Origin of the sequence: Streptomyces sp. NPDC059255 (assembly GCF_042752355.1) — a bacterium.
Classification (GTDB): domain Bacteria; phylum Actinomycetota; class Actinomycetes; order Streptomycetales; family Streptomycetaceae; genus Streptomyces.
Map to the genome: position 1 here is coordinate 68,857 of NZ_JBHYZP010000009.1, position 12,997 is coordinate 81,853.

Here is a 12,997-nt window from a genome sequence, read left to right on the forward strand (position 1 = left end):
GGTCAGGACGCCTTGAAGCCCCGCAGCCGCAGGCTGTTGCCGACGACGAAGACCGACGAGAACGCCATGGCCGCGCCCGCGATCATCGGGTTGAGGAGCCCGGCGGCGGCGAGCGGCAGCGCCGCGACGTTGTAGGCGAAGGCCCAGAAGAGGTTCACCCGGATGGTGCCGAGTGTCCTGCGGGCCAGCCGGATCGCGTCGGCGGCGGCGCGCAGGTCGCCCCGTACGAGCGTGAGGTCGCCCGCCTCGATCGCGGCGTCGGTGCCGGTGCCCATGGCGAGGCCCAGGTCGGCCTGGGCGAGGGCGGCGGCGTCGTTGACCCCGTCCCCGACCATGGCGACGGAGCGGCCCTCGGCCTGGAGCTTCTTGACCGCCTCGACCTTGTCCTCGGGCATGACCTCCGCGATCACCTGGTCGGCGGCGATCCCGACCTCGGCGGCCACGGACTCGGCGACGGCGCGGTTGTCACCGGTGAGGAGGATCGGCGTCAGGCCCAGCGCGCGCAGCCGCCGTACGGCCTCCGCGCTGGTGTCCTTCACGGCGTCAGCGACTTCGAGCACGGCCCGCGCCTCGCCGTCCCAGGCGACCGCGATGGCCGTACGGCCGGCCGCCTCGGCCGCCGTCCGGTGCCGCTCCAGCTCCTCCGGGAGGTGGATCTCCCACTCGGCGAGCAGCCTGACGCGGCCCACGAGGACGGCGTGGCCCTCGACCACGCCCTGGACGCCGAGCCCGGCGACGTTCACGAAGTCCTCGGGCGTGGGGAGCGCCCCGACGCGCTCGGCGGCGCCCTCCGCGACCGCGCGGGCGATGGGGTGCTCCGAGGCGTGCTCCAGGGCGCCCGCCAGCCGCAGCACCTCGTCGTCGGTGGTGCCCGGCGCGCTGTGCGTGGCCAGGAGGGTCATCTTCCCGGTGGTGACGGTGCCGGTCTTGTCGAGGACGATGGTGTCCACGCGCCGGGTCGTCTCCAGCACTTCGGGGCCCTTGATGAGGATGCCGAGCTGCGCGCCGCGTCCGGTGCCGACCATGAGGGCGGTCGGTGTGGCCAGGCCGAGGGCGCACGGGCAGGCGATGATCAGTACGGCGACGGCGGCCGTGAACGCGGCCGTCAGCCCGCCGCCCGCCAGCAGCCAGCCGCCGAGCGTGGCCAGCGCCAGCACGATCACGACGGGGACGAACACGGCGGAGATCCGGTCGGCGAGGCGCTGGGCGGAGGCCTTGCCGTTCTGGGCGTCCTCGACCATGCGCGCCATCCGGGCGAGCTGGGTGTCGGAGCCGATACGGGTGGCCTCCACGACGATCCGGCCGCCCGCGTTGAGGGTGGCGCCGGTGACGCCGTCGCCCACGGCCACCTCGACCGGGACGGACTCGCCGGTCAGCATCGACGCGTCGACGGCGGAGGAGCCCTCGACGACGGTGCCGTCGGTGGCGACCTTCTCGCCGGGCCGGACCAGGAAGCGGTCGCCGACCTGGAGATCGGCCGTGGGGATCGTGGTCTCCCCGCCGTCGCGCAGGACGGTGACCTCCTTGGCGCCGAGTTCGAGGAGGGCGCGGAGGGCGGCGCCGGCCTTGCGCTTGGAGCGGGCCTCGAAGTAGCGGCCGGCGAGGATGAAGGCGGTGACCCCGGCGGCGGCTTCGAGGTAGATGTTCCCGGCGCCGTCGCTGCGGCTGATCGTCAGCTCGAAGGGGTGGGTCATGCCGTGCATGCCCGCCGTGCCGAAGAAGAGCGCCCAGAGCGACCAGAGGAACGCGGCCCAGGTGCCGACCGAGATGAGCGTGTCCATCGTGGCGGCGCCGTGCCGGGCGTTGGTCCAGGCGGCGCGGTGGAACGGCCACCCCGCGTAGACGACGACGGGGGCGGCGAGGGTGAGGGAGAGCCACTGCCAGTTGTCGAACTGGAGCGGCGGGATCATGGCCATCGCGACGACCGGGACGGCGAGGAGGACGGCCGTGATCAGCCGCTCGCGCAGGGTCTTCAGCTCGGCGTCGTCCTCCTCCCCCTCCTCCGTCTCCCTCTCGGCACCGGAGCCGCTTCCGGACGGTGCGAGTCGGGAGCGTACGGGGGCGGGTTCCTGGGCCGTGTAGCCGGTGGCCTCGACGGTGGCGATCAGATCGCCGACCGAGAGCCCGTCGCCGTAGCTGACCTTCGCCTTCTCGGTGGCGTAGTTGACGGTGGCCTCGACCCCGTCCATCCGGTTGAGTTTCTTCTCGATGCGCGCCGCGCAGGAGGCGCAGGTCATCCCGCCGATCATGAGTTCGACTTCGGCGGCGCGGCCCGGGGCGGCGCCGGTCGGGGTGCCGTCCGTGGTGGCGGTGGTCCGGGTGGTGCTCATGGTCGGCGGCTCCTTCTCTTCGGCCGATAGGTCCATCGTACCCCCTAGGGGTATAACGTCCCTCCTGTATACCCCCCACCCGTATGCAATGCAAGGGGTGGCCGTGATCGATCGGGCCCTTTAGGCTGGGATATTGGACTAGACCTATCTCTCCCCGCCCCCGATGAATGAGGTCCCCGCTCATGATCAAGCGTGCACTCCTGGAGGTGATCGCCCTCGACGCGGAGGACGCGATCGCCGCCCGGAACGGCGGTGCGGACCGCCTTGAGCTGGTCACCGACATGGCGGCCGACGGCCTGACCCCGGCCACCGCGACCTTCGCGAGGATCCGCGCCGCCGTCCCGATCCCCCTGCGGGTCATGCTCCGGCTGACCGACGGGTTCGCCGCCGGCGGCCCCGACGGCGCGGCGGCGCTGGTCGCCGCGGCGCGGCGGCTGCGGGCCGAGGGCGCGGACGAGTTCGTCCTCGGCTTCCTCGATCCGGACGGCACGCCGGATCTGGTGACGGTCGAGCGGCTGATCGCCGAACTGGACGGCTGCCGCTGGACGTTCCACCGGGCGATCGACCACGCGGCCGACCGCGACGCGCTGCGCAAGCGCCTCGCGGACCTGCCCGGCCTCGACACGTACCTCACGGCGGGCTCCCCGGCGGGCGTGGCCGAGGGCCTGCCCACCCTCCTGGCGGAAGCGGCGGCCGGCGCGCGCGGCGAACCGGGGTACGGGGCACGCCTCATGGCCGGCGGCGGGCTGCTGCTCCCGCACGTTCCCGTCCTGCGCGCGGCGGGCGTGACGGCGTTCCACATCGGCGGCGCGGCTCGCCCCGCGGGGTGGGCCGGCCCGGTCTCGGCGGCGGCGGTACGGGAGTGGCGCGCGGCGCTCGACGCGGTGACGGCCGGCGTGTAGGGGCGGGCGCCACTCGGGCGGGCGTGACTGCTCGGACGTGTGGCGCTTGTGACGTGCGCGCTGCTTGTGGTGTGCGGGGTGCTTGTGGCGTGCGCGCCGCTCCTGACGTGCCGCGCCGCCGCCGAGGCGGGTGAGGCGCCCTCACCCGCCCCGGCGGGCGCAGGCCCAGGCGCAGGCGCAGGCCCAGGCGCAGGCCCAGGCCCAGGCGCGGGCGCGGGGGAGGGCGCGGACCCGGAGGGCGTCCCCCCGTCAGGAACGGGTGAGCTGCTCCGGCAGCGCCGCCGCGTGCACCACCACCAGCCCCGACACCGCACGCGTCAGCGCCACGTACAGCCGCCGCAGCCCCGTCCGTTCGTCCGGTTCGCCGTCGACCACGGCCGCCGGCTCGTCCAGCACCACGTAGTCGTACTCCAGCCCCTTCGCCAGCGACGCCGGTACGAGCGTCAGCCGCGCCGCCGCCGTCGTCTCCTCGCCCGGCGCGAGATACCCGAGCCCCGCCGCCGTCAGCGCCTGCGCCAGCGCCGGGATCCGGGCGTCCGCCGCGATCAGGCCGATCGACCCCTCGTGCGCCAGCGACTCCCGGCACGCCGCGACCGTCCCCGCGTCCAGCTCCGCGACGTCCGGAACCGCCCGAACCGCCAGCGAGCCGGGCGACTCCCGTACGGAGGCCACCGGCGCCAGCCCCGGCGAGATCGAGGGCAGCAGCCGGGACGCGTACGCGATCACCTCGCGGGGTACGCGGAAGCCGGCCGTCAACTCCTCGACCAGCGCCTCCGGTTTGCCGAGGTGGTGCAGCGCGTCCGCCCAACTCGCCGTCGCCCACGGCGTCGTGCCCTGCGCCAGATCGCCCAGCACCGTCGCCGAACCGGTCGAGCAGCGCCGGCCCACCGCGCGGTACTGCATGGGGGAGAGGTCCTGCGCCTCGTCGAGCACGACATGGCCGAGCGAGTGCGTACGGGAGATCAGGTCGCCCGCCTCGTCGATCAGCACGGCGTCGGCCGGGGACCACTTCGCCGACCGTACGCTCCGCGCCGGCTTCGTCCACAGGATCGTCTTCTGCTCGTCGGCGCTCAGCACCCCGTCCGCGTGGGCGGCCAGGAACTCCGCGTCGGAGAGCAGCCGCAGCACCAGTTTCGCCGGATCCACCTGCGGCCAGACGGCCTTGACGGCCGCCTTCACCGCCGGATTGCGCGCCACCGCGTTCTGCACCCGGTCGTCGGGCGCCTCGCCCGCCTCCTCCATCCGTACGAGCACGGCGTGCGCGATGCGCTGCGGCAGGGCCTCGTGCGCCGCGCCGTACCGCATGTCGCGGGCGAGCAACTGCTCGACCATCTCGACGAGTTCGTACACCGGCACCCGCCAGCGGCGCGAGCCGCGCACCACCACGACCGGCTCGGTCGGCAGCGTGACGTGCGACCGTACGGCCCGCCGCAGCACCTCCGCCATCCGGGCGTCGCCCTTGACGACGGCGGCGTCGGCCGGATCCGTACCGCGCACCTCCGCGCCGGCCGCGACCAGATCCGCGACCGTCGCCTGCTTCACCTCCAACTCGCCCAGCGTGGGCAGCACCTGCTCGATGTAGTGGAGGAAGGACGCGTTCGGCCCGATGACCAGCGTGCCGGTACGCGCCAGCCGCTCGCGGTGCGCGTACAGCAGATACGCGACCCGGTGCAGACCGACGGCCGTCTTCCCGGTGCCGGGACCGCCCTGCACGCACACCGTGCCGCCCAGCTCGCTGCGGACGATCTCGTCCTGCTCGGGCTGGATCGTCGCGACGATGTCCCGCATGGGGCCCACGCGCGGCCGCTCGATCTCGGCCTGGAGCAGCTTGCTGGAGCTGGCGGTCTCCGTCGGGTCGGAGAGGTGCTCGTCCTCGTACGCGGTCAGCTCACCCGCCGTGTAACCGAAGCGGCGGCGCAGCGCGACGTCCAGCGGCTTCTGCCGGGACGCCTGGTAGAAGGGCTGCGAGACGGGTGCACGCCAGTCGATCACCATGGGGTCGCCGTCGGTGTCATGGACGTGCCGCCGCCCGATGTAGAAGGACTCGCCCGCCGCCCCCTCGGCCTCCTCCGCCCCGACGGCGTGCAGATAGTCGAGCCGCCCGAAGAAGAGCGGGGTGTGGGCGAGATCGGCGAGCGCCTTGATGCGCTCCTCGATCTGGGACTCCAGCACGGCGGCGTTGACCCAGTTCGCGGTGACATCGCGGATGTCGAGCGCCTGCACGTCCTCGCGCATGGCGCGCAGGGCGGCGCGGGAGGCACCGAGGTGGGCGCGCTCGCGCCCGAGGAGATCGGAGGAGTCGGAGGAGTCGGGGGATCCGGCGGGCGAGTCGGGCGCGTCGGAGAGGTCAGGGGCGGGCGCGGGCACGGTGTTGCCTCCGGGGCTGTACGCACGCCGACGGGCCGCGCTCCGCTGCCTGCGTACGAGCAGAGGCGTACGGCAGCGGTGGGCGGGCTCCGGTCCGGCGTGGATCACGTCATGGCGGTCGGCCGTCCGGTTTCCGTCCGGACGACGGCGCTCCCGTACGGAGGGAGGCGGGCAAGGTGCAGGATTGTAGTCACCCGACGACGGCCGGGCGAATGCTTTTCGTCGCGGGGGTGCCCCGCGCCAGGGACGCAGACCCCCGGGGTCCATCCTCGGATCCATCCCGTAGGGGACCCGCCCGGCCGGAAGTCGTACGCCGGTTCACAAACGGTTCAAACCCTGGGGCGATGTGGTCCACAGCCCCCGGAGTCACCATGGATATATGAGCACAGCAACCTTCACCCCGGCCCACGCCCCTCAGGGTCCACCGGTTCCCGGCGCGACCGCGACGGGCTCCGTCCCCCACCCCGGCCACCCGGTCGGCAACGCGCTCCGCGCGGCCAAGGTCTTCCTCACCGCGGCGTTCAACGTGGCCGTGCTGGGGGAGTATGCGGAGGAGGCGGGCATCAAGCGCCACCGCTGACCCCTATCCACTAGGGTCGCGGCCGTGACCTACCGGACCGTGACTCCTCGCTCACTCGTCGCAGTGGGCGCGCTCGTCCTCTCGCTGGCCGCGTTCGCCACCCTCTGCGTCACCCGGCCCGTCCCGCTGGCCGACACACTCGTCTACCGCGCCGAAGGCGCCGCCGTCCTCGGCGGGAGCGACCCCTACGGGATCGACCTGTACGGGGCCGGGGTCTACGGCTCCGGGGCCTACGGATCCGGGATCTACGGGTCCGGCATCTACGGGACCGGCACCTACGGAACCGCGTACCCGCCCTTCGCGGCGATCCTCTTCGTCCCGACCACCTGGCTGCCCGTCGGCGCCCTCAAGGTGGTCTTCGTCCTCGGCAACATCGCGCTGCTCGCGCTGTTCGTAAGGCTGTCCCTCCGGCTCGTGGGGCGTTCCGGCCGGCTCGTGGGCCGATCCGGCGCCGTCCTCGCCGTCGCCGCCGTGGCGGCCGGACTCTGGCTCGAACCCGTCACCCGCACCATCCTCCTGGGCGACATCGCCCTCGCCCTCGCCTGCCTCGTCCTGTGGGACCTCACCCGCCCCGACCACGCCCTCGCCAAGGGTTTCGCCCTCGGTATCGCGGCGGGCATCACCCTCACCCCCGCCGTCTTCATCGCGTACCTGCTGCTCACCTCCCGCGTACGGCAGGGGCTCACCGCCCTCGCCTCGCTCGCCGGGACCGTACTGCTCGGGATGCTCGTACTCCCGTACGCCAGCAGGGAGTTCTGGACGAGCCAGGTCTTCGAGACCGATCGCACCGGCGCCGCGTGGACCGCGGGCAACCAGTCCCTGCACGGCCTGCTGGCCCGCCTGCTGCACACCCCCGAGCCGGCCGCCGTCTGGGCGGTCGCGGCGCTGCTCACGGCCGTCTGCGGACTGTGGGCCGCCCGCCGCGCCGCCGTCCGGGCCGGGTCGGAGAGCTGGGGCATCCTGCTCACCGCCGCGACCGCGCTTCTCGTCACCCCGGTGAGCTGGTCGCACGAGTGGGTGTGGTGCGTGCCCCTGCTGGCAGCCCTGCTCGCCGAGCGCCGCTTCTGCACGGCGGCGCCGGCCGGGGCGGTCTGGACGGCGCGGAGCTTCTGGGCCGTACCGTACGAGGGCGAGCCGGCCCTGCGGCTGGCGTGGTGGCAGCAGCCCCTGATCTCCCCGTACGCGCTGTGCGCCCTCACCCTCCTGATCCTCACCGCCTGGCGCATCCGGGCCCTGCGGAACGACGCGTCCGGCGCCACCGGGCCCTCCTCCCGCCTGCCGGGTCCCCGTGGCGGCGCCGGGCCGGGCCGCTCGGGAGCCGGGCGGCAGGACGCCGGCGTCGCATACGCGGAGAAGCACGAGTAGCGGGCGCCCCTCGTGGGCGGGATCCCCCGGAGGTCCCCCCTCACCCCTCGGCGAGCAGTTCGTCCGCGTCGACGATCCGGTACGCGTACCCCTGCTCGGCCAGGAACCGCTGCCGGTGCGCCGCGAAGTCCTGGTCGATCGTGTCGCGCGCGACCACCGAGTAGAAGCGCGCCTCGTGGCCGTCCGCCTTCGGGCGCAGCACCCGGCCGAGCCGCTGGGCCTCCTCCTGGCGGGAGCCGAACGTGCCGGAGACCTGGATCGCGACCGTCGCCTCCGGCAGGTCGATCGAGAAGTTCGCGACCTTCGACACCACCAGCACCGAGATCTCGCCCTGCCGGAACGCGTCGAAGAGCTTCTCGCGCTGCGCGTTGCTCGTCTCCCCCTTGATGACGGGCGCGTCCAGATGCTCGCCGAGTTCGTCGAGCTGGTCGATGTACTGCCCGATCACCAGGGTCTGCTCGCCCCGGTGCTTGCGCACCAGCGCCTCCGTCACCTTCCGCTTCGTCGCCGTCGTCGCGCAGAAGCGGTACTTCTCCTCCGTCTCGGCGGTCGCGTACGCGAGCCGCTCGCCGTCGGTGAGGTTGACCCGTACCTCGACGCAGTCCGCCGGGGCGATGTACCCCTGCGCCTCGATCTCCTTCCACGGCGCGTCGAACCGCTTCGGCCCGATGAGCGAGAAGACGTCCGACTCGCGGCCGTCCTCCCGTACGAGCGTCGCGGTCAGCCCGAGCCGCCGCCGGGCCTGGAGATCGGCGGTGAACTTGAAGACGGGCGCGGGCAGCAGATGCACCTCGTCGTAGACGATCAGCCCCCAGTCGCGCGAGTCGAACAGCTCCAGGTGCGGGTAGATGCCCTTGCGGCGGGTCGTCAGCACCTGGTACGTGGCGATCGTGACCGGCCGGATCTCCTTCTTCGTACCGCTGTACTCGCCGATCTCGTCCTCGGTCAGCGAGGTGCGCCGCACCAGCTCGTGCTTCCACTGGCGGGCCGAGACGGTGTTGGTCACCAGGATCAGTGTCGTCGCCTTGGCCTGGGCCATCGCCCCCGCTCCGACCAGCGTCTTCCCGGCGCCGCAGGGCAGCACGACCACCCCTGAACCGCCGTGCCAGAACCCCTCGACGGCCTGCTTCTGGTACGGGCGCAGCCCCCACCCCGACTCGTCGAGCTCGATCGCGTGCGCCTCGCCGTCCACGTAACCGGCGAGGTCCTCGGCCGGCCAGCCCAGCTTGAGCAGCGTCTGCTTGATCTGACCGCGCTCGGAGGGGTGCACGGCGATGGTGTCCGGGTCGATCCGGTTGCCGACCAGCGGCTGGACCTTCTTGGAGCGGAGGATCTCCTCCAGCACGGGACGGTCGGTGGAGGTCAGGACCAGCCCGTGGGTGGGGTGCTTGCTGAGCGTGAGCCGCCCGTAGCGGGCCATCGTCTCGGCGACGTCCACGAGGAGGGCGTGCGGCACGGGGTAGCGGGAGAACTCCACCAGCGCGTCGACCACCTGCTCGGCGTCGTGCCCGGCGGCGCGGGCGTTCCACAGGCCGAGCGGCGTCAGCCGGTAGGTGTGGATGTGCTCGGGCGCGCGCTCCAGTTCGGCGAAGGGCGCGATGGCACGACGGCAGGCGTCGGCCTGGTCGTGATCGACTTCGAGCAGCAACGTCTTGTCGCTCTGGACGATGAGCGGTCCGTTCACAGTTGCGCCCTTTCCGTCATTCAGTCATGGCGTCATCCGCTGGGCATCCGGATGCCAAACGACCAGTGTCGCGCATCGCGCGCCGATCCGGACCCCGTACCGGCCCGGACCCCGTACCGGCCCGGACTCCTTCCGGTACGGGCGTATCCCCCGGGGGCGGGGGCATCAGGGGGCTATGACCGCTGAGACGGAAAGGACCGGGCCGGCGAGTGCCGCCCCGGGGGGTGTGCCGGGGGTGTCGTGGGGGAGGACCGTGCTGCGGGTGGTGATCATGGGGGTCGCCTTCGTCTGCCTGGTGGGGTTCGCGGCCGTACTGGCCGAGCTGACGCTGACGCCGTCCCCGGTGTCGGCCGACATGGCGGGGTCCAACCTCCGCCCCGGGCACTCGCTGCGGCAGTACGCGGAGGACTACACGTTCCTCGCCGCGTGCAAGCAGATCGGTGGAAATCTGCTGATGGGGGCGCCCTTCGGGGTGATCCTTCCGCTGCTCATGCCGCCCAGGCACCGGATGGTGCGGGTGGTGCTGCTGACGGCGGTGGTGATGACGCTGGTGGAGCTGGCGCAGGGCGCGATGGTCGAGGGGCGCGCCTTCGACGTGGACGACGTGATTCTGAACACGAGCGGCGCGCTGATCGGGTATCTGCTGCTGGGACGGCGGGTCTCGCGCCGGTTCCACATGCTGAGCGTGCCGTCGCAGAGGGGCGCGAAACCGGAGCCGGAGCAGCGGAAGCCGAAGCAGAAGCCGAAGCAGAAGCCCAAGCAGAAGCCGGAGCCGAAGCCGGGGCCGAAGGCGGCACGGAAGACGGCGCGGAAGGCCGGGAAGCCGGCGCCGAAGGCGGCCCTGGCGAAGTCGGCCGGGCGGCTGTCCGCCCGGCTCCGGCTCTCCGGGCGGACAGCCGCCCGGCGGCTCCGGCGGCTCAGGCCGGGTCGTCGGCCAGCTCCGCCACTCCCGTGATGCGGTGCAGCGGGTACGTACGGACCTCGTCGGCCGTGTGGTCGTACGCCGTCACGAAGCCGCCTTCCACCCGGACCGGCGCGATGACGCGCTGGCTGGCCGCGCCGTCCGCGTTGACATAGCCGATCCAGACCGCCGAGCCCGTCATGGCGGCGGCCTGGACGGTCGCCAGCGTCTCGGCGGACGTCGTACGGGGAAGCGCCCCGTTCGCACCGGCCGCGGAGGCGCTGCCGGACATCGCCGCCGCTGCCGAGAGCGTGGCCGAGCCGGACGCCATCGGCTCCGGCACCGGCCTGCGGACCACCGTCGCCGCCATGTCCCCGGCCCGGATCGCCCGTACCGCCGCGCTCAGCAGCGTCCCGTCCGGCGTGGGCGGCCCGTCGGGGACCGGCGCCGGGGCCGCGCGGGGCGGGGTGCGGTGGGCGTGGGCGCGCGTGATCATGACATCGCCGTCCGGGGACTCGGCGGCGGGCGCGAACCCCATGGCGCGCAGCCCTTCGAGCAGCGTCGCCGCGTCAGCGTGGGCGGCGAGGACGGTCGGGGCGAGGCGGCGCAGCCGCAGGCTCTGGGAGCGCTTGTCGGCCAGGATCTCGTCGAGCACGGCCTCGTCGTCGCACCGTACGTACGCGGAGGCCACCCCGACCCGCAGATGCCCGTGCTTCCGCGCGACGTCGTCGATGAGATAGGCGAGGGGCTGCGGTACGGGCGTACGGCTGTGGTTCTTGAGGAATTCGTGCAGGTCGGAGGCGGACTGTCCGGCGTCCAGGGCACGGCGTACGGAGCCGGGCGTGAAGCGGTAGACCGTCGCGCCGCCCTTCGACTCGACGTCGGCCGCGACGGAGAGCAGCTCGGCGAGGTGGCGCAGGAGCGGGCCCGGGGCCACGGCGGTGAGGTCGGCCTGGAGGAGTACGTGGTCGAGGGGCTCGGGCAGGAGCGGCGCGAGGGCGTGGGCGGCGCGGAGCCCGGCCGGGGAGAGGCCGCCGGTACCGCTCGGGGAGAGTCCGCCGGTACCGCTCGTGCCCGTGGTCTCTCCCCTCTCGTCCTTTCCGTCCGGGGTCAGCAGCGCGCGGGCGTGGGACGACAGCGCGCCCCGGCCCGTGATCCCCAGCAGCTCCGCCTCGTTCAGCGTCCACGCCGCGAGGCGCCCGCGCAGGTCGTCCGGGCGCCCGGCGGCCGACGCGCCGCGCAGGGGGCGCTCCCAGCGCAGCCGGGCGAGCAGCGACTCGGGGTCGGGGGCGGTGCCCTCGGGGAGCGTGGCGAGGAGTTCGAGGACCCGGCGGCGTACCTCGGGCGCGGGGCCCCGGTCCAGGTCGGGGCCGAGCACCGCGAGCGTACGGCCCTTGGAGTCCTGGCTGCCGACCAGGCCCGCCGTGCGCGTCGCCGTCAGCCAGGCGGTGGCGAGCCGGGCCCAGCGCTCGGGGGCGGGCAGCTCCTGCCAGTCGTCGTAGCCGGGGGTCGGCGCGTACCGCTCTTCCGTCTCGCCGTCCGTCGCCAGCAAGCCTGCCGCATAGGTGAGTTCGACCCAGAAGGCGGCGACGGGCTCGGTGACGTCGAGGGCGGTGGCGGTGCGCTTGAGATCGCGTACGGAGAGCCCGCCGGCCCGCAGGACGTTCGGGCCGCCCTCGTTCCAGTCCTTGGCCAGCTCCTCGACGGTGGCGAGAGCCGTGTACGCCTGGCCGGCGGCCGTGCTGTCCACAACCTGTGGACGGGCGACGGCCTGCGGACGCCCGTCCTCGGGGCGCCCGCTCTCCGGCCGGACGGCCTGGAAACGCGTCGCCGACCCGGCACCCGCCCCCTCGGCGCGGGGCGCGACCGCGGGCGCCACGGGCTCCGGCCTGCGGTGTGCGCGCCCGGCGCGCAGATGGAGCGCGGCCTCACGGGGCAGGACGACCGTCCGCGTGGTCGCGGGCAGCAGCAGCCCCCGGTCGCGCAGCCACCGCACGGGCGGGGTCGGGCTGGACGTGACCTCGCCGTACGGCGGCCCCCACACCAGCCGGTCCAGCACCGACAGCGCGTCCATGGGGGCGGTGTCGAGCAGCGCCGCCATCCGCGTCCGGTCGGTGAAGAGCGCGGTGAGCGCGGCCACGGCGGAGACCGGGTCGTGGGTGGAGGGCAGCCCCGTCGCGGTCAGGATCTCCTGGAGCCGGCCCGGCGACATCCCGGCGGTGGCCTCGGTGACCGTCGGGCCGAGCCCGGTCGGCGACGGGTGCGTGGCGGACGGTGCCAGCAGCTCACGGGCGGTGCGGACGAGGCGCAGCCGGTCGTCACCGCCCCAGAGCAGCGCCTGGTCCCGCAGGGCCGCCACGGCGGCGGGCAGCGCCGCCTCGATGCGTTCGTCGCCCTCGTCGCCGGTCAGCAGCGCGCGCAGCGTGTCGTACGGCGCGGGCTCGGGTGCGACGGCGAGCGCCTCCGCGGTCTGGAGCGTGAACCGGTCGAGCCGTTCCAGCGCCCGTACGACGGACGCGCGGGTCCCGGCGCGGGTCGCGAGCTGGGTGAGGTCGCCCGGCACGGGGTTGAGCAGATCGGGCCTGGCCCGCAGCAGGGCGGCGAGGGCGTCGTCCCCCCGGGTGCGCAGGGCCTCCGCGAGCGTGCGCGGGGGCGTACCGCCCGGCCCTGGCGTACCGCCGGTTCCTTCGGACACGTTCGCCTCCTGCTCAGCCTGCGCGGGTCCCCATTCGTTCCACGTTAGCCCGTGAAGGCCCTTTCACTCGCGTCTCAGCGCGTGGGGGCGGGCCGTGGGTTTTCCGGGGCGCGGTTGTTTCCGGCGTTCTTCGTGTCGGATGTTCGTACTGGATGTACGGCTGGATGTACGGG

8 protein-coding genes are annotated in these 12,997 nt (G+C 73.8%); 4 read left to right on the forward strand and 4 right to left on the reverse strand.

The annotated features are described in order from the left end of the window. Positions 1 to 2: 2 nt before the first annotated feature. The gene (locus tag ACFXKG_RS14115) at positions 3 to 2,330 is read right to left on the reverse strand and encodes a heavy metal translocating P-type ATPase (RefSeq protein ID WP_384837227.1); all 2,328 of its coding nucleotides are present in this window, start codon (positions 2,328 to 2,330) and stop codon (positions 3 to 5) included. 182 nt (positions 2,331 to 2,512) lie between these two features. Here ACFXKG_RS14115 and ACFXKG_RS14120 point away from each other — a divergent pair, with 182 nt between their 5' ends. Beyond that, the gene (locus ACFXKG_RS14120) at positions 2,513 to 3,232 is read left to right on the forward strand and encodes a copper homeostasis protein CutC (RefSeq protein ID WP_384837230.1); all 720 of its coding nucleotides are present in this window, start codon (positions 2,513 to 2,515) and stop codon (positions 3,230 to 3,232) included. A gap of 249 nt (positions 3,233 to 3,481) precedes the next feature. Here the strand turns inward: ACFXKG_RS14120 and ACFXKG_RS14125 are convergent, their stop codons facing one another. Next, complete coding sequence (locus ACFXKG_RS14125; RefSeq protein WP_384837525.1) at positions 3,482 to 5,599, reverse strand: HelD family protein; 2,118 nt, start codon at positions 5,597 to 5,599, stop codon at positions 3,482 to 3,484. 379 nt (positions 5,600 to 5,978) lie between these two features. Between ACFXKG_RS14125 and ACFXKG_RS14130 the strand changes: the two genes are divergently transcribed. Together ACFXKG_RS14130 and ACFXKG_RS14135 are read left to right on the forward strand one after the other, a co-directional pair. Next, entirely contained in the window at positions 5,979 to 6,179 is a 201-nt protein-coding gene (locus tag ACFXKG_RS14130; protein WP_382886565.1) for a hypothetical protein, read from the forward strand. Positions 6,180 to 6,203: 24 nt separating this feature from the next. Next, positions 6,204 to 7,544: a glycosyltransferase 87 family protein gene (locus ACFXKG_RS14135; RefSeq protein ID WP_384837233.1), complete on the forward strand. Its 1,341-nt coding sequence runs from the start codon at positions 6,204 to 6,206 to the stop codon at positions 7,542 to 7,544. 40 nt (positions 7,545 to 7,584) lie between these two features. Here the strand turns inward: ACFXKG_RS14135 and ACFXKG_RS14140 are convergent, their stop codons facing one another. Further along, entirely contained in the window at positions 7,585 to 9,228 is a 1,644-nt protein-coding gene (locus ACFXKG_RS14140; protein ID WP_384837236.1) for a DNA repair helicase XPB, read from the reverse strand. Positions 9,229 to 9,499: 271 nt separating this feature from the next. Here ACFXKG_RS14140 and ACFXKG_RS14145 point away from each other — a divergent pair, with 271 nt between their 5' ends. Beyond that, positions 9,500 to 10,183, forward strand: coding sequence for a VanZ family protein (locus ACFXKG_RS14145; RefSeq protein WP_384837528.1), 684 nt, complete (start codon positions 9,500 to 9,502; stop codon positions 10,181 to 10,183). Here ACFXKG_RS14145 and ACFXKG_RS14150 read toward each other — a convergent pair. Then, positions 10,146 to 12,824, reverse strand: coding sequence for a helicase C-terminal domain-containing protein (locus ACFXKG_RS14150; protein WP_384837239.1), 2,679 nt, complete (start codon positions 12,822 to 12,824; stop codon positions 10,146 to 10,148). The genes ACFXKG_RS14145 and ACFXKG_RS14150 overlap by 38 nt on opposite strands. Positions 12,825 to 12,997 lie beyond the last annotated feature (173 nt).

Excerpts from the sequence above, each read along its gene's own strand:
- ACFXKG_RS14130 (WP_382886565.1), top strand. The coding sequence starts at position 5,979 with ATGAGCACAGCAACCTTCACCCCGGCCCACGCCCCTCAGGGTCCACCG.
- ACFXKG_RS14120 (WP_384837230.1), top strand. The coding sequence starts at position 2,513 with ATGATCAAGCGTGCACTCCTGGAGGTGATCGCCCTCGACGCGGAGGAC.
- ACFXKG_RS14115 (WP_384837227.1), bottom strand. The coding sequence starts at position 2,330 with ATGAGCACCACCCGGACCACCGCCACCACGGACGGCACCCCGACCGGC.
- ACFXKG_RS14145 (WP_384837528.1), top strand. The coding sequence starts at position 9,500 with ATGGGGGTCGCCTTCGTCTGCCTGGTGGGGTTCGCGGCCGTACTGGCC.